This window comes from Metallosphaera cuprina Ar-4 (assembly GCF_000204925.1).
In the GTDB taxonomy this organism is placed as follows: Archaea; Thermoproteota; Thermoprotei_A; order Sulfolobales; family Sulfolobaceae; genus Metallosphaera; species Metallosphaera cuprina.
The window spans coordinates 648,107-672,058 of record NC_015435.1 but is presented as its reverse complement, the minus strand read 5'-3'; the positions used below and the strand labels follow the sequence as shown (position 1 = coordinate 672,058).

The following is a 23,952-nucleotide window of genomic DNA, read 5'->3' as shown; positions in this document are numbered from 1 at the left end:
CATCTGTGGAGTTTTCTGTATTAGTTCACACGTAGTTAGACGCAATAAGGTAGGCTTGAGGAATACTCCATTAACCTTTCTTCTCTCTGACCTAGAGACTCCTCTAATTAAAAACTTGGCATTATAGAACCTAGCATAACAGCCCTTTTTAGCGATTAAGATAAATGTTATTGATGAACCTTTCGCAAGTCAAGATCCTAACGTTGTTATTAGAAGGAGAACTGAGCTTATCTGAAATAGCTGAGTATCTGGGATTGTCAAAGGAAAAAGTTAAGAGAGAGACAAACCGGCTTTTGAAATCCGAGTTAATAGAGATGAAAGCCGTTATAGGAGACGAACCCATATTTTCCATTACGAGAGCCGGAATAGATAAGTTAATTGTTCAGTACTATTTATTAAAAAGTATAATAAAGGAGATGGAAGAGATAATCTGTTCCACATTTGAATGTTCGTAGCCGTACTACGATGAGGGAAGTGTTGAAACTAAGGCTAGTAAAGCAATTCATCTAAATGACAAACAAGGTGAGTTATAAATAGGGGATCTTAGAAACGTTATAGAAGAGATGATCAATAGATTCATCATACCCTTCCAGTTCTTTAGATCTGTAATACCTTAACCTGGAAACTGAACTCCTTCGTTTGGCTTGGTAGGAGTTTGATCAGTCCGATCCCGTTATTAAAAGCGTCGGGAGCTCCGCTCATTGGCTCTATGGCCAGGGCTCCAGGTACTCCGGTATAAATTTGAACAAAATCCATACCAGGCTTTGATATTGCTATCTTAGAATATTGTGATGATAACAAGATTTCTCCTGGAAGAAAGAAGCAGTCATCGTAATCTGTATTTATGATTTCGGTGTTAACCATCTCCCCCGTTGGTATCTTACCTCGAGTCAAACATTTCTTAGCTTTATTTGGAATTATTTTCCAGTCTTCCGTAACAATGAAGTACGGATGGGCACCTATTACCAGAGGCGCATCTTGTTCTCCAACATTCTTTATAACTATCTTACAAGTGAGTCCACCACCCACCTCATACTCGATACGAATTCCTAGAGTTGTGGGATAGCCTACATGATTTAGCTCTGTATAAAGAGCTACACCCCTATCATGACTGCTCTCAACGCTGAAGTCCCTATCCAGTATCAGACCATGAATGGAGTTTCCCTCTCTGTTTAATGGGAGCCTGTATAGTTTCCCGTTCCACACATACTCACCTTTATTGACCCTGTTTGCGAAGGGTATCAGAAGTGCCATTCCCCCTCTCGTTTTCCTCTCCTTACCTTGGAGAACGACATGCTTGCCCTTGAATTTATAGGAGTTGAGATAAGCTCCTTCAGATACGATAGAGGCCTCCTCCTCTCCTGACTTAATCTCGACTATCATAAATATAAGAGAGTAAGGAGGGGATTAATCAATTAACCTTGTTTAACACTTAATCAACCCGCTTAGTATAGCACGTTTTTATTAAAGCGACAAAAGATCATAATCATGACAGAGTCGAGAAGTATATGTCCTTATTGTGGAGTCGGTTGCGGATTGATCCTAGATACGATAAACAACGTTGTTATTAGAACTTCACCTGACCCTTCTCACGTTGTGAGCAAGGGCCACATTTGCGGAAAGGGAAGCACAGCTCACGAACCTGGTAATAGCTGGGATAGGCTACTCTATCCGTTAAAAAGAGAGAGAGGAATCCTTGTTAGAACTACTTGGGAATCGGCAATAAATGAAATATCATCTAAACTTATTGAAATAAAAGAGAAATATGGACCCAGTTCCATTGGTTTCTATGGCGGTTGTCAAAATACATTGGAGGAAGGATATACTATGATGAAATTAGCTAGAGCTCTTGGAACAAATAATGTGGACTCGTGTGCTAGGTTATGTCACGACCCCTCCGCCACAGCATTAAAGGAAATGGTAGGACTGGGAGCCAGTTCTGTCTCAGTGACCGAGATCCCTAAGAGTAAAGTCCTAGTGATTGTTGGAGAATCTCTGACCGAAAGTCACCCTGTTCTAGTTCAATACATAACACAACTTAAATCAAGGGGTGGGAAACTAATAGTCATAGATCCTAGATTAACTGGCACCGCTAGGTTAGCCGACGTCCACGCTAGGATCAGACCTGGGACTGACATATATCTATTCAATGCGATAGCTAATTATATTATTTCCAATAATCTTCAGGATAAAAAATTCATTGAAGATAGAGTAGAAGGATTTGAAGAGTTCAAAGAATCAGTAAAGAAATATTCCATTAATAGTGCGGAAATAACTGGAGTTAATCAAGATGAGATAAAGAAAATAGCTGAACTAATAGTGCAGAAACCAGTGATCTTTTCCTGGGGACTTGGATTAACTCAAACTAATGGGACCAAAGCGGTGAGAAGTTTAATCAACCTAGCATTAATAACAGGGAATGTAGGATTGGACGGTGCGGGATTACTCGTTTACAGGGGGCAGTCTAACGTTCAAGGTTCAGGAGACCTCATAAAACCTAACTTATTTCCTAACGGCCAAATTGCTCAGGAAAACGCCAGAGAGTTAGAAGGTATATGGGGGTTCGCTCCTCCCTTATCGGAAGGAAGAACTGTAACTGAAGCGTTGTTAGAATCGGACATGAAGGCTATAATACTAATGAACTTCAACCCGGCACTCAGTTTTCCCAACCGTTATAAGGTAGAGAGAACCCTCAAATCTTTAGAGCTATTAGTAGTAATAGATCCTTTCATGACCTCCACAGCTGCACTAGCTCATTACGTTCTACCGTCCGCAATGTGGAGTGAGAAAGAAGGATCCTTAACTAGCCTAGATAGGATAGTAAAGTGGAGATTCAAGGCGAGTTCTCCTCCTGGAGAAGCTAAGGCGGAGTTAGAGATCTTCTCTCTTTTAGCTAAAAAACTACATCTAAATGGCTTTCAGGAGGATCCAAAATTGATTTTTGAGGAAATGAAACGAGTCTCTAGAATTTACTCTAATCTTACTTTGAACCAAGTTATGGATTTCTCCGCCCCGTCCCGTTACCCAGAAAACGAAACTGTGCTTTATAGAGAAAGGTTCAGAACTGCCAACGGAAAAGCCAAGCTCATGTTCGAAGATCAACCAACCATTAAAAAAGGAATGATACTTTCAACTGGGAGAGCAGTAACAAGGTATAACACGGACGAGATGATAAATAGGACACCCGGTTTTGGTCGGATCCCTCAAGTCATTTATATGAATCCTAGTGATGCAGAGAGACTAGAAATCAAAGACCAGGATATTGTGAAGATAACCTCTAGGTGCGGAACCGCTATCCTCAGCGTAAAACTTTCACCCGAAGTAAGGGAAGGATCGGTGTTCGCCTACATGCACGTGCCGAGCATAAATAACGTAGTCTGTGATGAGTTAGACGAAGATACAAAAACGCCAAAATATAAATACACTGAGATAAGTATTACAAAAGTTAATCTAGGATAGATAAAAATCAAGATTTGAGATCTTTGTTAAGCTCATCAATGGCCTTCTTTATCTCATCCATTGATGCTTCGTCCTCTATTGTGGTCAAATCTCCAGCAGTGGATCCCATCATTACTGCCTTTATTACTCTCCTCATAACCTTCCCGGATCTGGTTTTTGGAAGCTTGTCCACGAAGTGGATTTGAGGCGATACGATTGGTCCCATCACTTTTCTGACATGAGATTGAATATCTTTGGCTAGCTCTGACGATGCTATATACCCCTGTTTTAAGACAACGAAGGCATGAACTTCCTCTCCCTTAACTGGATCAGGGACACCTATAACAGCAGCCTCAGCCACCGCTTTATGGGAAGTTATAGCGGATTCTACTTCCCCAGCTCCTATCCTGTGGGCTGCTATCTTTAACGTTTCGTCCGCTCTCCCTAGAACCCACACGTAGCCGTCCTCATCGATCATAGCGAAATCGCCAGGATAATAGAGCGAACCAAACTTACTAAAATAGGTCTTCTTTAATCTCTCCCCGTTATCGTTCCACATGCCAATCATCATGTTTGGAGGGAAAGGAGGCCTCATCACCAAGTAACCTCTAGTCCTGGGCTTTGACGGGTCGCCCTTATCGTCTAGAACTTCCACAAAGTTTCCAGGTAAAGGAAATCCAGAAGCCGGTCCTGACTTCATGGGCATGTAAATGAGACCTGGTAGATAGCCTAAGTTTGGTGCTCCAGTCTCGGTCTGCCACCATTGATGAGACATGAAAACTTTTCCTCCACCTAACACTTCTAGACCCCACTTCCACGGGGAGTAATTTAAGACTTCACCATTAGTTACTATAATTTTAACGGATGATAGATCGTGTTCCTTTACGTACTGATCTCCATATTTCATAAAATATCTTAGGGCCGTAGCGGAGGTACCAAACGTTGTAGCCCTGTATCTCTCAATGATTTCAGCCCATTTGTCTGGATAGGGATAGTCAGGAGCGCTCTCATAAATCACTACTGTTCTTCCCATGACAAGGGGAGAGTAAGTTATGTAAGAGTGGCCAACGATCCAGCCGATATCTGAGGTATTAAACAGCACATCGTTCTCTTGACTTAAACCATAACTCCATAAAAGCATAACGGACGTTCCTAACAGATAACCTCCTGTCGAATGAACTATACCCTTTGGCTTTCCTGTTGTTCCAGACGTATAGAGAATGAACAAAGGATCGGTTGAATCCATCCTGGCCGGTTCTACATATTTATATTTTCCTACCTCGTCAAGGAAAAAGTCTCGACCTTCCTTCATTTCCACATCTGTTTTCAACCGCTTATACACTAAAACGTGTTCAACTGGGCTTCTATCTCCTAGAGATTTCAGAGCCTCGTCCACTGTCTTCTTGAGCTCTACTGTCTTACCTCTCCTAGGATAAGCGTCAGCAGTAACTATAACCTTAGCTTTAGCGTCTTCTACTCTATCAGCTATTGCCTGAGATCCAAATCCCGCAAATATAACGCTGTGAATTGCTCCTAATCTAGCGGAGGCGAGCATTGCAGCAATGCCTTCTGGGGTTAGAGGCATGTATATGGTAACCCTATCTCCCCTTTTAACACCTAGATTTCTCAAGGCGTTTGCCCATCTATTTACCTCGTAAAACATGTCCTGATATGTTACAATCTTTCTTTCCCCAAGCTCGCTCTCCCAAATCACAGCTGCCTTGAATTTCCTAGGGCCATTAAGATGCCTATCTATAGCGTTATAGCTTGCGTTAATTTTACCGCCTATGAACCACTTCGTCATCGGATCCTCTTGTTTCATAGTTTCCTTCCACGGCTCGTACCAGTCTAGAAGTTCCTCAGCTAAAGACCCCCAAAACTCAGCTGGTTTATCCTTACTCAACTTCATGAGATGCAAATAATATCTCATGTTATAATCGGCCTTCTCCTCAAGTTCCTGAACTCCTGTCTTCAGAGACTGCTCTTCAGTCATAATAAATCGCTTTAATTTGCTTATACAATATTAAAAAGGATTACCCTTCATAGTGCTCTTTCTAGATTTAAATTACCGCCTTACGATATTGCCTATCAGACTAACGTTAGCTCCACATACGTTTTATTTTATACAAAAATAAAAATAAGGATATTTAATTGAAAAATTTTTATTGAGACCTAAGAATATCTCCATGTTTCTACCATGTTAGAATGAAAAGATTCATTGGTAATCCATTACTATCTTAAAAAAAGGAAAACACTAAGTGATAGTTTATAGAAAGATTTTTAATAATTAATCTCGTGTAAACAATCTGATATGTCTGGGGAAAAATCTCAAAAGGCGGGAGATCTAGGTTTAAACTCCGATAAGCAGCTTAGGAGATCTCTCGGAAAATTGGAGCTCCTCTATCTCTCGCTAGGAGGGATAATAGGTTCAGGATGGCTCTTCGGCGCGCTCTACACCGCTGAGGACGCTGGAGGCTCTGCAATATTATCATGGATTATCGCTGGGATCCTGGTTATGTTTGTTGGTTTGGCGTATTCGGAGCTAGGTTCCTCCATTCCCAAATCTGGAGGAATAGTTAGGTATCCACACTATTCTCACGGAGGTATTGCAGGATACATCATTACTTGGACGTATTTTCTTTCTGCGGCTTCCGTTCCGGCTATTGAGGCAACAGCAACGGTAACCTATCTTTCCAGCTTGGTTCCTCCTTTGACAGTTAAAGGAGTATTGACTCCGCTTGGAATAATTGTTGCTTACCTCTTTCTTCTCTTCTTCTTTTTCCTAAACTACGTAGGAGTTAACGTACTTGGAAAGGTAACCCATGGAGCTGGGTGGTGGAAACTCCTCATACCTTCTATTACAGTTGTTATCCTACTAGCGTTCTATTTCCATCCGTTTAACTTGACTATGGGTGGTGGATTCTTCCCATCTCCCTCAAACGTGGCTCAAGGTTCGGCAGGAATTTACGGCATGTCCGCTGTGCTTTACGCTATACCAACTACCGGTGTGATTTTCTCATATCTAGGTTTCAGACAGGCCGTGGAATATGGAGGAGAGGGAAGAAATCCTAAGAAGGATATACCCTTTGCGGTTATGGGTTCACTAATAATAGCTGTCATACTTTATACGTTGCTCCAGGTAGCCTTCATAGGGGGGATAAACTGGAACGTTTTAAGCGTTACTTCAGGGAACGTGACGAAACCGGTAACTCCAGGGAATTGGACTGAACTCGGGAGTTCTAACTTATCATCTGGTCCATTCTATCAGATATTCAGCCTAGCCGCTCCTCTAGGTTTACTGGCTCTGATATTTAGCGGTTGGTCTTACATCCTCCTTTTAGATGCTGTAATATCTCCGAGCGGAACCGGCTGGATATATACTGGAACAAGTGCCAGGACAATATACGGTTTCGCCACCAACGGATATCTGCCTGGTGTTTTCTTAAAGGTCGGCAAAACTAGGATTCCAGTAGCTTCGTTAATAGCTGGGACTATTATAGCTGCAATATTCATGCTGCCTTTCCCATCCTGGCAATCCCTTGTAGGATTCATTAGCTCTGCAACAGTCTTCACTTACATTATGGGTGGAATAGGCCTAGAAACTTTACGGAAAACAGCTCCTGATTTAAATAGACCTTTTAGATTACCATTGGCTAAGATTATAGCTCCCATAGCTACCCTGGCTGCGGGACTGATAGTTTACTGGTCTGGATTTGCCACTTTATTTTACGTAGTTACAGGAATATTTCTTGGACTAGCCCTATTTTTTGCTTATTATGCTAATAAGGTTATGGGAATCAATAGACTTCTGTCCGCTATCATAAGCGTTGTAAACATTGTAGTTACGCTGATCGTGGCGTTCGAGTTCTATGGGGCAACAGCATCACTCAGCGCGGCTAATAACATTGCTTTCCTGATTTACATTGTTGTAATGGCTGGCTTGGTTGCCTCCGACATCGTGATATTAAACGAGTTAGGAAAGGCCTCTGATGTGAAGTCTGAGGTCAGGGCGAGTTATTGGCTTCTAGCGTTCATCTTTGTAATGCTAGTAATTTCCTACTTTGGAGGATTCGGTCTTAACCCAGTGATCCCATTCCCTGAAGACACTATAGTCGCAGCCGTTGTGACTTTAGCAGCCCACTATGGAGCAGTATATAGCGGATTCAGAACTCAGGCAATTCAAGATATAATAGAGGAGACGAGAGAGGCTCCTTAATAGATTTTTTATCTCCTAAGCTATCTTTTCTTTTATGTGCTCAGGTATACACGCTATACCTTCAGGACCTGGAGAGTTCCCGGAAGCTGTTTACTCGTTTGTAATATGTGATAAACTTAACGTCATGATAGATGCTGGAGTGGCCAACTCCGTAATGGATGTAGGATTTTTAGATAAACTGGATTATGTAGTTGTTACTCATTTGCATGTAGATCACGTAGGCGCTCTGTCTGAAATTGTGCAAAGATATAAGTCCAAGGTGATAGTTTACAATGGGTACTCAAAGTATCTTAAGGATCCGAGAAAGATAAACTCAGATGCCAGGAGTGTATTGGGTGAGCTAGTAGACATATATGGAGAGGTCCAACCTACAGAAGCAACATTCCTAGAAGTAAATGGCGGAGAGACTATAGACCTAGGTGAAAAGAAAATGGAGATACTTTATACTCCAGGCCACGCTAAGCACCACATTTCAGCTCTGATCGACAACATTGTTTACACGGGGGACTCCGCAGGAGGAAGATATAATGGAGTTCCAATACCTACTACTCCTCCTCCTTTGGAACTAAACAAATACATTAAAAGCCTTAAACTACAAATCGGTCTGAAGCCTAGGGCAGTCGGATTAGCTCACGGTGGACTAACTAGCCCGCTTCATCTTGAGGAACACCTAAATCAAATACTTTCTAAAAGGTTCAAGGCTAACCTTGATATTGGAGGTATGGCGGAAGAGATACTAAACAAGCACCTTGAAGTTAATTATAAGGCCCTCGAGGAAGCACTAGCCAAGGAAAATATAGAGCTCGATTAAGACTTAATCGTATGAAACGTGACATTCTATCTAGGATAACGCACCGAGAGAGATCGATGATAAGTTTCCAGCCCCCGTGATTCCGCTTTACCTCAACTTTCAACGAGAACAAAGTTAATAGGAGTTTTAAAACGATTAATTATGAATTTCTAAACTAGGAAAGTTGAAATGGAGAGACCTTTTCTCCGAACCTGTTGATATACTCGTTTAAGTCAGAGATTTGCTTATTGAAAATCTCTATTACGGTATCTGGTACGTCATCTATACCTGCGTATACGCTACGTACTCTCTCGAACTTCTCTTTATAAGCCTTTAACCTTATTGTGAATTGAGCTTCATATTCTTCCTTCTTATACGTTTTACTTAGAACCTTATAGAACAAGCTTGATAGGTCATCGTATGTAGGGATAAACCCTATAGGTGTTCTTATAGCGCTAGCCTTTCCTTCTATACGTTCCACAATCCAGCGTAACCACACTTTCTTGTCCTCCTTGCTATTAAGGTAGCCGTTTTCGTTCTTTAAGAAATAATTAGCACTGAAGATCTTAGGAAGCTTTGATAACCGCTTGCCGAAGCTGAGGTAATTATCTAGATATTTACCTAGGGATACTGAAATGAAATCCAGTAGCGCCATCGGATTGAACTCCATCTCGTCTGACTTACCGATAACTGCACTCGTTCTAGACGATTCCATGGAAGCTCCCATAGTTATCACTCCGTGTTCCCAGCTGAAGGACTCAGCTATGGGTACTAGCGTATAGTAGTCCTTTACCCCAAAGATGATCCCTTCTATTTCAACTCCTTCAGGATCTTCATATTTTAGATCTAAATTTTTAAAGGAGTTCAATCTTACTGTAAACCTTGCATTAGGATGGCTAGGAGGGATCGGCTTTCCAGAGCCATCTCTCTTTCCTTTCCACCATTCCCCCGCAAAATTAACGCCCTTCTCAGGCTCGTGATCTCCGCTCCCTTCCCAATATACCGTTCCATCCGGCAGAAGGAGAACGTTGGAAAATATCACTTCGTCATTGCTATGAAGAACGTCCCAGACTATTGGGTCGTCCTTAGGATTGACTCCGTGAATAATGCCAAATACTCCTGATTCAGGGTTCCAAGCTCTCGCTATACCGTTAACGTTCCTTATGAAAGCCAGATCGTCACTTATGAGTTTACCCAACATTGAAGTGCTAGTCTTACCTGAACCTGACGGAAAAGAGGCAGTTATGTAATGTGTTCTCTCCCCTTCTAGGCCAATTATGGCCATGTGTTCAGATAACCATCCCTCATTTACAGCTTTATTTAGAGTTAACCTGAGTGCGAGCTTCTTGAGACCTACGCTGTTACCTGCATACGTTGTGTTTACGCTGTAGACTACGCCTTCAAGATCTATCATTATTCTCCTCTTCTTTATGTCTAAACTGCCCTTAGAATGAACGAACTTGAGGAAATCTTCGTTGTTGGTGAACTCTCTAAACGCGTTCCTGTAAAGCATGTTCTCGCTATGTATAACGTATGGGGAGTCTGTAACCTGTACGGCCAACATCTTATACTTGGAGGCGATTGGTCCTAACGAGTAGAACCCTACGAACATTTCTCTACCTTTCATAGAGCCTTTTAGTATCGAAATGACTTCCTGAAGACCTTCTTCTCTAGATTTAGTGTTCACATACGGTATCTTTGAACCCAAAATGAAAGTATCTTCCCTTGCCCTAGCTTGGTCAAGTGGAGGGTCAAAGTGTATTGTATGATTCTCGTTTTTTAACCTTATCTCCTCTCCTGTCTCGATAGCTTTTCTCTTAACGTATTCTAGGTCCTTACGAGTGCCTTCTACAATATAGACGCTTTCAGGATCGCAAAGTCCTACGACAGAGTTTAAGAAGTTTACGAGTTGGTGGTTCTGTAGCTTAGATAACTTTTCTATCTCAGAGGAAGAGAGTCTTTCCTTGAGGATCCCTGGAATCAAATCCATAATAAGATAGTGCGTGTCTAAATTAAAATCTTTAAACATTATCTAAGATCGCTTATGGCAAGCAATTAAAAGATTATATATCACATTAAAATTTTTTCTTAATTTTATCTAGGAAGGGGAGTTAATCAGATAATTTCTCTCAGATGTTGGAATGATAATTTAAATAAAACAGTTTGATGTATGTTAAAGAGAGTGTTTTTAATAACAGTTAAATAAAACCTTGGAACCGGCTAATTATATGTGGAACTTAAAGTAGAGTCCCCAGAAGATGTGATATTCCCACCTCTACCAGAGCTGTCTTACGTTTGCTCGGGCAAGATATCCGATGTAAAATGTTCGGGCCCGTCGATTTATAGAGATCAAGACCTAGTCACAGCGACAGCAGCGGATCTCATCTCGTCTATGAGTGTGTCAACCCTAATAAGGACAAAACTAAGAGGGAGGAAAAGGGATAGATGGTTGGGCTACCTTTCAAAATACGGAATTGAAATCGAACCTAGAGAGTTCACCACGATACTTAAGACAGGGTCACTTATTACGATATATGCTGATGGTATAGACTTTGAAGATGTTCCAGGGAACGTGGTCTTCAAGGAATTTAGAGTCACTGGAACAGGTAGCATGAACAACGTAATAGAAAAGCTCATGGAAATTGAGCCTAGACTAATAGTAGCGGAGAGCAGAGGTAACCTCTGGTATTTGGTGAGCGCGTTCAAGCTAGTTGCTATGGATCCCGCAATTAGGAAGGCGTTGGAGAAATTAATCAATGTAACGAGGCTTGAATGCGATGAGATTTCTTTTCTCAAAAATGGTAAAACATGTTTCAAAAGAAACTAATTATTTCTCTCTGAATTTCAGTTTAATTTCAATTTAATACACGTCCTACTGAATTGGATTGAGATTATCATGAAAGTCGTGAAAAGATTTAAAACTAGACTGAATGATTATGATAAAGATGGCGAAAGGGAAAAAGAAGAATGAAAGCAGGTTAGTGTACATACCTTTTGTCGCACTGATTATCGTTATCGTCATCTTTTTCGCGATAGGATTTAGATCATCCTCTCCTACAGTTTCCGCGGAGAGCGCATTTACAAACATAGTTAAGGTGTCCTCGGTAGATTACGCACCTAACGGAACGACGCAGGTCTATTTTATAAGCTGGTATGGCTGTCCTTATGGCGCTACGCTTTCCTGGCCTCTCTATCTTGCATTAACTCACTACGGTAATGTTTCTGTAGAGCCCCACTTGTCACTGGCGGAGCCTGATTTAGGAGGGGCGATACCTGGATTGCTATTCGAAAACTTTCAGCCTAATAGCTCGGTTCAATTTCATTTCTATTATATATACAACCAGTACTTAAATGCTACGCCTTCCGGACAACCTTTAAATGGTGAAGCGATTCAAATTGGACTTCAAGAGTTGCAGACCTCGGCACCGAACTGGGTCTTTAATTTGGTTAAAGAATATCAACTAAATAAGACAACGGTACTTTATAACAATAACCAACTACCCATAGCTCTGGGGAGTCCAATACCCCATCTAGTTACAACCCTAATAGTTACTGGCCCTGGCGGAACGTGGATATTATTAGGATACCCTAAGTCACTTCCTCCTAGCCAGGTAATATCAATATCTCACGATCCTAGCCAAATTTTAAGTGAAATAAAAAGCGGAAACGTACCATCTCCGATAGAGGCAACATCTCAAACTATTTATCAGGTCATCCAGAAGGCTTCAGAATCTTAACGAAATCGGTCTCTTTCTCTACCTTAAATCTTTTTAACCATTTTAAATGATCGAGTCTATCGATGGCAGGTACCTTCTGATCCGTGAGAACTATTAACTTTTCCGCAGAGAACCCATAAGTCTCAACCAGTGAATTTATTGTATCAACGTTATACACTACAGGCCCGACCTCCATTTCATGATATTGAGCCTGTCTAAGAAGAGTAGCGAAACTCTCGTTAGAGTTCCAAGCCTCCATGATAGAGATATTTCCTACTATTTTACCTTTAGGATATATGAAGAGAGGGAGGATTATTACGTCTTTATCTTTAGAGTTATTTGCAACCTTTGGAGAAGTAACAGATTTAATTATTGAGAAAAGTCTCCTCATGTAGGTCCTTCCCAGTTCAACATCATATTCCTTGTCTTTATCGTACTTTTCGTGAAAGTTTTTGTTAAGCCATAAGTAGGACTCTATTATCTCATCCTCCCTAGATGAAACTATATCTAGAAACTCCACTGCTGACGAATTAGAAAATACGGACTTGGTGTTTACAACCTGACCTGCTAGTGCAGAGGATAGAATGAGTACCTTTTTACCCCTCACCTCGTCTCCTATTTCGTTTAATTTGAACGAGTCCTGATCTAACGAAGCCAATGGGTTAGCTGCTATTCCTACCTTCATTCCATCCTCTATGGTCATAGAGTAGAAAGTGAACCTGAAGTGATTTATCTCCTCAGCCGTTGGATACCAAGTCTTATAAGTTTGCATCCCCTCATCTTTAATCTTGTCAACCTCCTCTAATATCCTCTCAAAGGCTTCGTGAGTATCCTTGAAATCGTCATCTAGTCTTCCATACGGAATAAATATGGGTTCTCTCAATCGTGGGAAGAGATACCTAAAGCCATAAAGTTTAGCAACCTCAGGAACACCAGAGTCTATTAAAGTCTTTATAGCTTTTTTCATTTGAGGATTGATGTGATCTATGTGAAGTATGTTCTTCTCTTCCTTCTTTCTGAATATTGACATGAGGAAGATTAATGTTTATACTTATAAAAGTCAATGTTCTCTATGACCTCCGACCAAGTCTACCTAGCGCTCTTGGAGATATTTCTTCTCATCACTGTAGCACAAGGTCTTAAGATATCATCCAATAAGGCCAGAATACCTCCCCTTATCATGGAATTAATTACCGGGCTAGTACTTAGCCCTTTTGCGTTAGGTGAGGTTATAAATGCCTTTGTTGGTTATCAAATATTCACAATAAATTCGTACTTATTGCTTTTCTCAGAGTTCTCTGTCATCTTGCTCATATTCGCATCTGGTCTTGAACACGGGTTTAAGTCCTTACGGACATCAGGATACCTGGCTTCTTTAGCCGCCACTTTTGGAGCGGTGCTTCCATTCGTGGGAGTCTTCTTTTACATGAACTTTTTTGTTTCCTTCCCGGTTGCCATTCTTATGGGCGCCGCCACCGCGGCGACTAGCCTCGCTGCGGTAGCCTCTATAATAGAGAGCGAGAGGCTTGAGAACGAACATTACATAAAGATCACTTTGTCTGCAGCCGCAATAGACGACGTTGTAGCTTTCATAATACTTTCCATATCGTTGGCTATAATAGACACTGGAGGACTTTCCTTCTTTGAGCTAGTGAAGTTGACCCTTAAGGTTGTCGTCTCGTGGGTTATCATATTTTTAGCCTCAGTTTTTATAATTCCTAGAATAATCTCTGTTGTCTCTGACTCACTTGTCGTAGATATGTCACTATTGATCCTGTTCATCCTTGTTACAGTAATGATAACCCTAGGCTTCTCACCTATTATCGCAGCTTTCATAGCGGGGGTAGCCATTGCTGAAAGCAGGAAGGCAGAGAGGATCCGCGGTATGGTAAAAACTATGATCGCTATATTCGGTTCCTTGTTCTTCATTACAATAGGAGCTCAAACTAACGTGTTCACGTTCGTTTCCACGGATGTCCTAGTTCAAGGTAGCATAATCACAGTCTTAGCTATTGTCCTGAAGTTTGCCGGAATCTTTCCCTTCGCGTACGTTTACAATAAAGATATAAGGAAGGCCATAGCGTCATCTCTAGGTATGATACCTCGTGGAGAAATGGGTTTAGTGATATCTTCAATAGCCTTTTCGAGCGGCGTTTTTAATCAGAGCGACCTTTCAGAGGTAATTTTTATGAGCTTAACCACTACGGCGATAGGCGCGATAGCCTTTGAGAGACTTACTAGAAAAATTGCAAAAAATGAAACCTAATTTTTATATTTTAAATACGGATCTTAGCATTGTGAAGATAACATATACAAAAACTACTGTCATAATCCCAAACATGACTAGTCCAGTAATCAACTCCTGGGAAATGGGATAAGGAGAAAACGAGTAAATAGAGTTAGAGTAGTAGGGCCATCCAACTATAAGGATAACGGATAGGACGCTGTCAGCACCCATCCATGCTATAAATAAAAGAATTTTTACAGAGAAAGATAGACTATTAGAGGCGCCTCCAGCTAACATTCCTGCAACTAGCATCGTAACGTCATTAATTGTTCTGAACGCTGGTTCTCCTGCAGCTAATGCATAGAACAGTGGAAGGTGCCAGAAAACTACACCTAAAATTGATAAAACAACGAGGAGAGGAGGTAGCTTAAGTCTCCTAGTGAGTAAGAATCCACCTATAAATAAAGCGTAGTGTGATGCCATAAAAAGTGACTCCTGCGAAAATTCCAAGAGTTCAGTAATAGGATTTATAGCAAACGCTATCAGAATCAGCCCAAAGATTACACTAGTGGAACGAAAATAGGAGAAAGAAAATCTCATAAATTAGTTATTTGCAAAAAAACATTATAAATCTACTCCGGTGGAATCTCCTTAAATACAAGAGAGATGTCTATCCCTCTCTTCTTATTATGATACTTAGAGACCAGATATATTACCGCTCCTACCAAAACTACTCCTATAACAAAAATCAGCGTTGTGATGTTAATTTGGCCTGACGTCGTGCTAAATCCGAAAAGAGGATTTGTAGCAGCCTCGTAAGTGAGGAAGGCGAAATAAATTGCAGAAATTGAACCCGCCGCCACTAACGAATTCACTCTGTTTCTAAGTCCGTAAAATATACCCGCAACGCTGGCTATCAGAAAGTACAACGAACCTAGGATCGTGGCACCGTATAAAGATAATGCAGCGTTTAATGAGAAAACCGGGACTAGGAGAAACAGGAGAGTTATAGTGAGGTCCAATATGTGAGCGTATACAGGAGATCCGTACTTGTTCACTTGAGCTAACCTCTCAGGCAGGATCCTGTCAAAGGAGAGGGCAAAGACGTACCTTGAGAAAACCACAACTCCGTAAGCTAGAACGAAAAAGTTCCACGCTATGGCTCCGAGTCCAATCAACCATTGAATTACGGGATTACCAGCTATAGCTATCGCTACAGTCCAGAAGTTATAAACGAAGTAAGGATAGGCTTGGACGTTAAATGAGTAACCAGCTACTAAGTCCATCTCTAGGAAACCACCAGTTACTAGAGCCGCAGTTAACAAAACCGCGAACAGAAGGTTAAACTTGGCTACTCTGTCGCTCTGCTTAAACTCGGCAGATACAGCCGGACCTGCTTGCATCCAAGGATAAGTGTAAAGCGCGAAGAGCGGAAGTAAAAGTAAGGTTGAGATTAAACTGAAGTTAGCTGGGAGAACACTGTGAGGCGAATTTTGATATGTTGTTACTAAACTTGAATTGATTGAATTAAGGAAAGGTTGTATTGCTGAGCCAAATCTACCTGCAGATATCCCGATCACTATTATAGCCATTAATAACGTTATCAATGAAAAAGATCCTAACGCCGTCACAATAGAGTAGCCCCACCTCGCTCTAAATACGTTTAAGGCTATCACAATAACGAAGAAGGCAGCTGCAATTCCATAAAATAGAGCTTTCTGTTCAAAAGTAAGTCCACCGTTAAAAGGGTTAACAAATACGTTATTGGCTAACGAGTTAAGAGTCTGCGAGTCATCTACGCTCCCAATTGTATAAAGTACTGCGTTTATGCTGGACGCTGAAAAGAACGCTATAAGTGCGAAATACGCTACGGACTCAAGCATGATAGCAATGGCCATAGTAGAGCCTATGCCTCCGTTAAGATTTCTACTAATCCATACGTAATCTCCACCTGTCCTCCCCATCCTCCTAGTCATATAGGTATAAAGGTAAAGTTGAGGAAATGCGAAGAGCAGGCCTATTAGGGAAGCTATCCATAATACGCCTCCCGGGTAATTCCCTACATAAGGCGATATGGACTCAAAAAGGGTTACCCCTGCAGACATGTTACCTATATTAAGCATTACTGCATCAAGAAGATTAACCTGTTTCAAAAGACCAGAACTTTCCCTTACGAACACATTTCTCTTATTGCTCACGTCTCACTATACTTTAACTGGGTTTATATTTTTTACTCAGGCAAGTATATCCTTCTACCGCTCTTCCGATAAAGATTTACATGGCTAAGTAAATTAAATAGGTCTGCTTTGAAGGATTAGAGCCAGGTAAATCAAACCGCCTCCTATTAGTATAGCTAAACCGTTAACTAATGGATTGTTATAAGAAAAGTGAGCTAAAGCGAATCTGATCCACCTGCCGTTTTTCTTCCTGTATATACCTTTCTCAGTGAACACATCAAGCAGAAGATGAGAGGGACCGGATATCCCTCCCATCACTAAGTAGAGTGGGTTAAGAAAAATAATAAAGAGTGGGATTGAGGGGAGAACTCCCCATAATAGGCTTCTGAACAACGTGTGTGTCCTTGGGGTCCTTCTTATGTAACCACCCTTTAGCTCGTGACCCAACCTATCGATGAGCGTATTACCAGTCCAGGATATGAAGAATGAGATAGTAACGGCTTCATAAAATCCTAAAATAGGAGATGATAATAAAGCTAGGACACCGGTAGTGAAGACGTAGTGCGCCACCAGTTTCATAGTTCTCACTATAGTTAGCTATATTTATACTCACTTAGATAACAGGAAAGGCTTTTTAGTTAATTGATATAAAAACGATTATGACCTTTTGGCTAGTACCAATACAGGAAGACATGTGGGATGATATCCAAACAAAGGGAATCTATGGATATAAATCAAACTTAAGTAAATATATCAAAAAAAATGATGATATAATATTCTATGTTAGTAAATACTATGCAAGCCGTTACGGTGGAAAGATAGTTGGTATAGGTAAGGTAGTATCTGATTGGTACTATGATGAAACTCCGTTGTACCCTGAAGAGAAAGTTAGGAATAGGGCAGTCTTCCCACATCGCGTTAAGGTGGAAATTTGGGTCACTGGAGCATGCGACGTGAAGAGTCTAATAGGAAAGATAAGTCTAGTCGAGGACGCCGTTCAACTTCCTAAATATCTTAGGAACGCCCCCGCTAACCTTGGCAGGCCTATATTAGACTCTGACGCTAAAGTCATGGAAGAGTGCCTCAGACAGACTGCTTACGATTGACGCATTCCTTTACCTTCTCAAGGAGCTCTACACTATCCACACCTAGAATAGATACGTCACTTAAACTAAGTCTCTCTAAGTCTCTCTCTAATTTTGCTAAGTCCTCCTCGTCACCAAAGAAATCTCCCGTAACCTCAACACGAATTCCCACATCCTGGAATACTCTAAGGATTATGGTTTTACCCGCTTTGGATCGAAAGATCTTCTCACAGATCATATCATCTCACGAAAGTCCATATATTATTTGAATATTTATAAATTAATTGATTTGAAATCTCCAATTCTAGAGGCGTTAGATCGTCCTCTCTCAATTGAAATACAGAGGAGAAACCCATTAGAAGAGCTTCTAAAGCCTCGTCTCTGGATACCTCCCTTCCCAGTAATGTAGAGAGATTTGAAACCCTTGATGTTGGAGACCCTCTAATTTCCTCCTTCGGCTTAGGTACCTTAATTAAAGACATGAGTGAGAGATCAGTATTGAACATAAAGGTCCCGTGGACTAAAACGGCTTTACCCTTCTTAGCTCCAGCCATACCTACCACCTTCTTTCCATTAACTACAACGTCGTTTATTGGTACAAACTTGCCTTCCAAACCTAATTTTTCCAGCGCTATGACTAAGGCCTTTGCGATCCTTTCATATGCGCTCATCATTTCCATATCCTTTAAGGCTACGCTCCACGTTATCTCTCCTGACTCGTCGTGAAGCGCTGGACCACCTCCCGTGAACCTCCGTATTAGGGGAACCCGCTTCTCTTGTAATACTTCCAGGTTCACCCAGTCACGAACTGATAAAAACCTACCTATTGTTAACGTTGTTGGGGAGAAGTTCCATAACCTGACCGTTTCATCTACTAGTCCGTGGCTGAGTAACAGTAGCATTGTTTCGTCAAGTGCCATCTGTCTCTCCCCAGAATTTCCAGTCTCTACGAGGAGCCTCATCTAAACTCCTCCAGATACTTCTCTGGTAGACTGCAACAAGCGTCATAAACAGGAAGTTTGAATTCCTTTATGACCTTATGATGGGGGTTTGCTATCCTCTCAACTAGACCTCTTTCTATTACTATCCTATCTAGGCTTTCTTTTATAGAGTAAGGTCTCATACATCCTAGACTGACTTTACCTTTCATTTGTAGCGAACCGTATTGGATAAGTGGAATAAGACCTTTCAAGTCGATCCTAACCGCCTTAGAAGGTGTTCCAGAGGTAGGGATCAACACTAAGAAATTAAGGAGGTAGGGTTTCAACTGGGAAATGAGATCAATTTCGTCCTTGATGTCCTCCTCGTTATCCCTAGGGATACCAAGCATTATATGCGGAACGATGTATTCAGGACCGTAATTAATGAAGTCCTCTAACGTCTCCAAATAACGTTCTCTATCTTCCCTAATCCCTTTTGCGGAGTAAGCCCCTGGAGAATATGCAAATTCAAAGTCCACTATATCTACCACGTCCTTCATGCTCTCAATCGTTTCTCTACTCTGCAACCCTGGATGAACGTTGATTATGATATCTAATTCCTTCTTTAACTTCTTCATGGTGGAAAGAAAAGGCTCTATCCTTAACTTGCCGTGTTCGTCAAAGCCTCCACTCACTAGGAAACCTTTCACACCTTGGGAAAATAGTCGCCTCAAACTCTTTTCAAAGTGCTCTGGAGTAGTCGCTCCCTCCATACTCGAGATGTACTTCGTACCACAGTAGAAGCAGTTCAATGAGCACGAGTTTCCCGTCAGACTTATTGTAGTGAACTTAAATTTTGGCGTGAAACCACCAATCATTTTTCCCTCACCGTGAAAGGAACGTTGTATAACTCTCCCCTGGGGTCCTCATTATAAAAAGGCCTATCACATGAAGGACACCCAGAGGTGAGAACTGACTTCTCATCGCTTTCAAAACCATGTGATAGCTTAAACCTTATCTTTTGAATTCTCCTATAGTCTTCAAGCTTAGGAGGTTTCATTGAACCCATTGGTGTACCCTTAATTGGAGTGAACGCAAATAAGGCCACCTCTGCACCGATAGAATAAAGATATTCCATTAAGGATACGAACTCGTCCTCCCTTTCGCCGAGACCATAGATCAGATGGACAAACACCCTCCTTTTTCCAAATATGGACACTGCCCTCTTAATAAAATCAATATAATCACTAAATTTGCCAGGTTTGCTTACTCTCTCCCAGTTACTCTCAGTAGTGTCCATCCCTGTACCCAAGTAATCAACTCCTCTTTCCTTTAACGTTCTAAGATAATCTGAGGATATTGGTACTGTAGTAATCGATTTCCTAATTTGAATTTCACCTGCTATCTTTACCAACTCCTCTTCAAAGCCAGGCTTTACCACTGTCTGAAGACAAAATCTTTTGAAAATAGAGAGTTTCTCTTTAACTATTTCTAAGTCTACTGGAAACCATTTAACTCTAGAGAGGTAAGTCTTATCCGCAGGATTGGAGAGCGACTGAGAACAGAAAGCACATTTGTTAATACATCCGCCTGTCATTAGGCCGTAAGCGGTTTGGCTGTACATCATCCCCTTTTTAATTCCATAGTATGTTCCTGCCGAAAGAAGAACCTCCACAACACCATTAGGACAGGTGAGTAATAAACTTCAAGTCGTTTGATGAATACGCTAAATTAAATGGTTTTAGCTTAAATCTTGATATTAAATGTATAGTTTAGAACTGCTTTGTCTAATACGTTTAAACTATAATAGTGAGTTATGAGGTTTAATTTAAAGTTCGCGAGACATAATATATACTCGATATTACATGAGAGTAGTGGTGCTTGGAGGAGGATTTGCCGGTTTATCTGCACTAAACACTTATCGTGACGCAATAGTCGTTGACTCTAAAGAGTATTTCCTTCTGACTCATAGACTAACTGATGTAATAGAAACCGGTGACCCTTCACTGGCCACAATACCTTACCCAAAAGCGGTTGTTCAAGCAAAGGTAGTTACGGTAGATTTCAAGGATAAGATAGTTAAAACGTCTAAAGGTAACATAAAATACGATAAACTAATAATTTCATTAGGATATGAACAGGATACAGGGAGAGTTAAAGGAACAATACAGAAATTGGAAAATCTTAACGATGCGCTTGAGATTAGATCTAAGCTACCTCGAGTCAAGAACGTCGCAATACTAGGAGGGGGGACTCTTGGTGTGGAACTTGCCGGTTCCCTTAGAGAAATGGGGAAGAACGTTTACTTAATAGAACAACAGGATAGACTGCTATCGTTTATGAGTAAGGATTCGTCTAACTTCGCCATACAGAGGCTTACAGAGCTAGGCGTTAACGTATTTCTGGGAACTAAAGTAGATGAGATCAGCGGAGAGGTTTTGAAAACTAACAAAGACGAAATAAAGGTAGACTTGATGATCTTGGCAGCAGGGTTTAGAGGACCTTCAATTATTAATGACCTGGGACTATCTAACAGAAACGGAAGGATGTTAGTTGACGAATACTTGAAGTCTATAGATAAAGACGATGTTTATGGAGCCGGCGATTCTATGACGACCAAAGGTTTCGTACCTATGTCCGCTCAAGTGGCAGTTCAGTCTGGGGCAATCGCGGTCCAAAATGCGATTGGGAGAGATGTGAAGTTCACTTACAAACAGGTAGCGATAGTCCTTAGGATTGGCTCCGAGTACTTTGGAGACATGATGGGGAAGTTCGTAAGAGGACCTATGGCTGAACTGGCCAAAAGAGTAGGGATATACAGAGCGATCAGAATGGTAGAGTCTATCTAGTTATTTTGTACAGTCTATAATGAAATTTCCATTTTCCTCCCTTATAGTATAGGTGACTTTGAAGGACTCAATCAGAGGAATTAAGTCCCTCTCCAGTACTATCCTGTCATCAGTTATTATTCTAATCTCAGATCCAGGTCTAACCCTCTTCAGGGCTTTATAGACAGTGAGTTGGGGTGTCGAACAGCATAGACCTACTAAATTTAGTTCCATACAATAAAATAGCAATCATAATTTTAAACTATCATGCTTTTTCTCTCTAGGTAAGTCATAGCTTCCTTCAGGTTGTAAACTTTATCAACGTTTAGATCGTCATAAAACCCGAATCTATCCAAAAGAAGCGCTTCAAAGCCTGCCCTTTTCGCACCTAAATAGTCCAGCTCATAGATATCTCCTATATGTATCGCTGGAGGGGAAGAGTACTTTAGAGCGTAAGCGAACATCCTAGGATTGGGTTTCACTAAACCAACATCGCATGAAGCGATAACTCCTTTGACGTATTTCCTTATCTCTAGCTCATCTATTATGTCATGCATCCTCCTTGTCGCATTAGTTACCAGCACAATATCTATATTTTTTGAATATAAATATTCTAAAAACTCCTTTGCGTCTTCATATAGGAAATAGTCTTGGCTCGGAACGTAATCTCCAGCTAACTTGTCCTTCAATTCCTTGCTAGGATATATTCCGAGCTCATACAAGAGGTCTCTTACGTCGACGGGGTTAAGTCCAACCTTATTTGGAAAATTGTGCTTTGCCATAACCTTAGATATCGCTCTAAACGTTTTCTTGGCAGATACGAAATAGCCTGCCGATCTAAGTCTAGCCATCATCTTTTCAAATGATAAAGGTCTAAAACCTACCAAAGTCTCTCCTACATCCAATAGAACAGACCTTATTTTCATGAAATAATAGGATTTTTATGTAGTTATAAAAATGTTGCATCTTAAACTATATTGACTATATAGTTTATTTTGAGTTCTGAGCCTGTGACTCAACAATTACAGTGTCCTGAGAGACCTCCTCTAAACTCCTGTGTTTTGGTTCTTTGATTGCTATTATCGTTAACGCCGCTCCAATAACGCTCAGCACAGCTAACAACTCAAGAATCCCTTTTATCCCTATTGAACTCAACAGTGAACCAAAGTAAAACGTTGATATTGCTGCACCCGTCTTTCCTGCTGCTGCAGAAATGCCATGGCCAGTAGTTCTATAGCCTGTTGGATACACTTCAGATGGAATCACAAACGTAGTCGTGTTAGGACCAAAGTCGATAAAGAAGTATGATAGGGCATAGAGTGCAAAAGCAGAAGTTGCAGGAATTAGGAAGCCTGTAACTTTAGCCCCAGCCGTTACTAAAACTAAGGAGATAACGCTGTAGAGTAAAGCCATCATCACGAAGCCTAAAGTCTGGATTGGTTTCCTCCCTAACCTATCCATTAGAGCAACAGCCGTGAAGTATCCAAAGAACCCTACCATAAAAGGTATCCCGGCTTCCACGATCTCAAGACCTACAGATGAGGGCTTTCCTAGTATCGAAGTCACTATAGGACCAGAATAGATTCCAGTTCCATAGAAAGCGATGTCTAGTAGGAACCAAGTTCCTGCAGTCCCTAAAAGTAATAACCAGTACTTTGATAAGAATTCCGTAATTCTAGGCCTTACTATTTTCACGTTAGCTACGTTGTTTACGTTATCTTTGACGACTTCCACTCCGCTTTCATTCTTATCCTTAAAACCGTTCTCCGAGCTCTTAGATACAAACTCAAGAGATTTTTGAATACCTTGCTTATCTCCCTTTAGAGCCGAATATCTAGGTGTCTCAGGTACCTTCCTTCTTAAATATATCACAGTTGCAGCTGGTATCGCTCCAATGAAAGCCATCACCCTCCAAGCTAGATCGGGAGGAAGCGTAAAAGCAGATATGGCTCCCACGGCTACAGCTACGACACTTCCTATCCCTTGGTTCGCAAAGACTAGAGCCACTAGTTTCCCTCTGTCTTTCACATTAGCGTACTCACTCATTATAGTTGCAGATATTGGATAGTCACCCCCTATACCAATTCCCATTATTGATCTGAAAATGATCAACCAAATTATATTTGGAGAAATAGCGGAAAGTGCAGCACCAGCGGTAAGTAGTGACGCCTCTACTCCATAAACAGTTTTCCTTCCTATCAAATCTCCAAGAGTACCAAAGATCAACTGGCCGAAAATCGCTGTAAATATCGCAGACGAAGCTAGAAGCCCGGTATAAAGAGGAGTTAGCTCAAATCCAGGTAAGTGGTTTGCACTAAATATATCCAAAATAGCGCCTATGATGAAAAGATCGTAAGCGTCTGTAAAAAATCCCATCCCTGCAGTGTACCACACCTTTATGTGATTGAAACTTAGTTTCATACTGTCAATCGGTTTAAATGGCTCCATAACTATCTGACTTGAGTACGTACCATGAACTTATATTAATGACCCATATATATTATGTACTCTATATAGTTCTATATAGTTAATATGAAGCGGTGCCGAAACAGACC

23 protein-coding genes are annotated in these 23,952 nt (G+C 41.1%); 9 read left to right on the top strand and 14 right to left on the bottom strand.

All coding sequences use genetic code 11. The features are described from left to right. The first annotated feature begins 173 nt into the window (after window positions 1–173). Entirely contained in the window at window positions 174–455 is a 282-nt protein-coding gene (locus MCUP_RS03795; RefSeq protein ID WP_048057448.1) for an ArsR family transcriptional regulator, read from the top strand. A 142-nt stretch (window positions 456–597) separates the two neighbouring features. Here MCUP_RS03795 and MCUP_RS03790 read toward each other — a convergent pair whose 3' ends face one another. After that, window positions 598–1,383, bottom strand: coding sequence for an aldose 1-epimerase (locus tag MCUP_RS03790; RefSeq protein WP_013737349.1), 786 nt, complete (start codon window positions 1,381–1,383; stop codon window positions 598–600). 105 nt (window positions 1,384–1,488) lie between these two features. Between MCUP_RS03790 and fdhF the strand changes: the two genes are divergently transcribed. Then, entirely contained in the window at window positions 1,489–3,459 is a 1,971-nt protein-coding gene (gene fdhF, locus MCUP_RS03785) for a formate dehydrogenase subunit alpha (protein WP_048057447.1), read from the top strand. 7 nt (window positions 3,460–3,466) lie between these two features. On the opposite strand, the gene acs is transcribed toward fdhF, so the two are convergent. Then, a complete protein-coding gene (gene acs, locus MCUP_RS03780) occupies window positions 3,467–5,431 on the bottom strand; it encodes an acetate--CoA ligase (protein WP_013737347.1) in 1,965 nt (654 codons plus the stop codon). A 318-nt stretch (window positions 5,432–5,749) separates the two neighbouring features. On the opposite strand from acs, the gene MCUP_RS03775 reads away from it, so the two are divergent. Then, window positions 5,750–7,654 (top strand): APC family permease, encoded by a 1,905-nt coding sequence (locus MCUP_RS03775; RefSeq protein WP_013737346.1) that lies wholly within the window; start codon window positions 5,750–5,752, stop codon window positions 7,652–7,654. 34 nt (window positions 7,655–7,688) lie between these two features. Beyond that, window positions 7,689–8,465, top strand: coding sequence for an MBL fold metallo-hydrolase (locus MCUP_RS03770; protein WP_013737345.1), 777 nt, complete (start codon window positions 7,689–7,691; stop codon window positions 8,463–8,465). Between the two features lie 154 nt (window positions 8,466–8,619). Here the strand turns inward: MCUP_RS03770 and MCUP_RS03765 are convergent, their stop codons facing one another. After that, window positions 8,620–10,434 carry a phosphoenolpyruvate carboxykinase (GTP) gene (locus tag MCUP_RS03765; protein WP_048057446.1) on the bottom strand — a complete coding sequence of 605 codons (1,815 nt, stop codon included), beginning with the start codon at window positions 10,432–10,434 and terminating at the stop codon, window positions 8,620–8,622. A 240-nt stretch (window positions 10,435–10,674) separates the two neighbouring features. Here MCUP_RS03765 and MCUP_RS03760 point away from each other — a divergent pair, with 240 nt between their 5' ends. Then, window positions 10,675–11,271: a hypothetical protein gene (locus MCUP_RS03760; protein ID WP_013737343.1), complete on the top strand. Its 597-nt coding sequence runs from the start codon at window positions 10,675–10,677 to the stop codon at window positions 11,269–11,271. 118 nt (window positions 11,272–11,389) lie between these two features. Then, a complete protein-coding gene (locus tag MCUP_RS03755; RefSeq protein ID WP_013737342.1) occupies window positions 11,390–12,181 on the top strand; it encodes a DUF929 domain-containing protein in 792 nt (263 codons plus the stop codon). On the opposite strand, the gene MCUP_RS03750 is transcribed toward MCUP_RS03755, so the two are convergent. Then, window positions 12,156–13,190, bottom strand: a complete 1,035-nt coding sequence (locus tag MCUP_RS03750) for a hypothetical protein (protein WP_013737341.1) — start codon at window positions 13,188–13,190, stop codon at window positions 12,156–12,158. The two genes, MCUP_RS03755 and MCUP_RS03750, sit on opposite strands and share 26 nt — an antisense overlap. Window positions 13,191–13,232: 42 nt before the next feature. Here MCUP_RS03750 and MCUP_RS03745 point away from each other — a divergent pair, with 42 nt between their 5' ends. After that, entirely contained in the window at window positions 13,233–14,426 is a 1,194-nt protein-coding gene (locus tag MCUP_RS03745; protein ID WP_013737340.1) for a cation:proton antiporter, read from the top strand. Window positions 14,427–14,429: 3 nt separating this feature from the next. On the opposite strand, the gene MCUP_RS03740 is transcribed toward MCUP_RS03745, so the two are convergent. From MCUP_RS03740 to MCUP_RS03730, 3 genes are all read right to left on the bottom strand, one after another. Further along, complete coding sequence (locus MCUP_RS03740; protein WP_048057445.1) at window positions 14,430–14,987, bottom strand: DUF1404 domain-containing protein; 558 nt, start codon at window positions 14,985–14,987, stop codon at window positions 14,430–14,432. 32 nt (window positions 14,988–15,019) lie between these two features. Further along, complete coding sequence (locus MCUP_RS03735; RefSeq protein WP_013737338.1) at window positions 15,020–16,585, bottom strand: APC family permease; 1,566 nt, start codon at window positions 16,583–16,585, stop codon at window positions 15,020–15,022. A gap of 93 nt (window positions 16,586–16,678) precedes the next feature. After that, window positions 16,679–17,143 carry a DUF1286 domain-containing protein gene (locus MCUP_RS03730; RefSeq protein ID WP_013737337.1) on the bottom strand — a complete coding sequence of 155 codons (465 nt, stop codon included), beginning with the start codon at window positions 17,141–17,143 and terminating at the stop codon, window positions 16,679–16,681. Window positions 17,144–17,223: 80 nt separating this feature from the next. Between MCUP_RS03730 and MCUP_RS03725 the strand changes: the two genes are divergently transcribed. Further along, window positions 17,224–17,670 (top strand): EVE domain-containing protein, encoded by a 447-nt coding sequence (locus tag MCUP_RS03725; protein WP_013737336.1) that lies wholly within the window; start codon window positions 17,224–17,226, stop codon window positions 17,668–17,670. Here MCUP_RS03725 and MCUP_RS03720 read toward each other — a convergent pair. From MCUP_RS03720 to MCUP_RS03705, 4 genes are read right to left on the bottom strand one after another with little or no spacing between them, the layout of a single operon-like run. Beyond that, window positions 17,648–17,887: a response regulator gene (locus MCUP_RS03720; RefSeq protein ID WP_048057444.1), complete on the bottom strand. Its 240-nt coding sequence runs from the start codon at window positions 17,885–17,887 to the stop codon at window positions 17,648–17,650. The genes MCUP_RS03725 and MCUP_RS03720 overlap by 23 nt on opposite strands. Before the next feature lies 1 nt (window position 17,888). Beyond that, window positions 17,889–18,611: a lipoate--protein ligase family protein gene (locus MCUP_RS03715; RefSeq protein ID WP_013737334.1), complete on the bottom strand. Its 723-nt coding sequence runs from the start codon at window positions 18,609–18,611 to the stop codon at window positions 17,889–17,891. Next, window positions 18,608–19,447 carry a LipS1 family lipoyl synthase gene (gene lipS1, locus MCUP_RS03710; RefSeq protein ID WP_013737333.1) on the bottom strand — a complete coding sequence of 280 codons (840 nt, stop codon included), beginning with the start codon at window positions 19,445–19,447 and terminating at the stop codon, window positions 18,608–18,610. The genes MCUP_RS03715 and lipS1 overlap by 4 nt, the downstream gene beginning before the upstream one ends. Next, window positions 19,444–20,244 carry a radical SAM protein gene (locus MCUP_RS03705; protein ID WP_013737332.1) on the bottom strand — a complete coding sequence of 267 codons (801 nt, stop codon included), beginning with the start codon at window positions 20,242–20,244 and terminating at the stop codon, window positions 19,444–19,446. Before MCUP_RS03705 ends, lipS1 begins: the two co-directional genes overlap by 4 nt. A gap of 190 nt (window positions 20,245–20,434) precedes the next feature. Between MCUP_RS03705 and MCUP_RS03700 the strand changes: the two genes are divergently transcribed. After that, complete coding sequence (locus tag MCUP_RS03700; protein ID WP_013737331.1) at window positions 20,435–21,418, top strand: NAD(P)/FAD-dependent oxidoreductase; 984 nt, start codon at window positions 20,435–20,437, stop codon at window positions 21,416–21,418. Here the strand turns inward: MCUP_RS03700 and MCUP_RS03695 are convergent, their stop codons facing one another. The 3 genes from MCUP_RS03695 to MCUP_RS03685 form a co-directional block, all read right to left on the bottom strand. Further along, window positions 21,419–21,631, bottom strand: a complete 213-nt coding sequence (locus tag MCUP_RS03695; protein WP_013737330.1) for a sulfurtransferase TusA family protein — start codon at window positions 21,629–21,631, stop codon at window positions 21,419–21,421. It lies immediately after the preceding gene. A 23-nt stretch (window positions 21,632–21,654) separates the two neighbouring features. Further along, window positions 21,655–22,323: an HAD family hydrolase gene (locus MCUP_RS03690; protein ID WP_013737329.1), complete on the bottom strand. Its 669-nt coding sequence runs from the start codon at window positions 22,321–22,323 to the stop codon at window positions 21,655–21,657. Between the two features lie 64 nt (window positions 22,324–22,387). Continuing rightward, window positions 22,388–23,845, bottom strand: coding sequence for an MFS transporter (locus tag MCUP_RS03685; RefSeq protein ID WP_013737328.1), 1,458 nt, complete (start codon window positions 23,843–23,845; stop codon window positions 22,388–22,390). Between the last annotated feature and the right edge of the window lie 107 nt (window positions 23,846–23,952).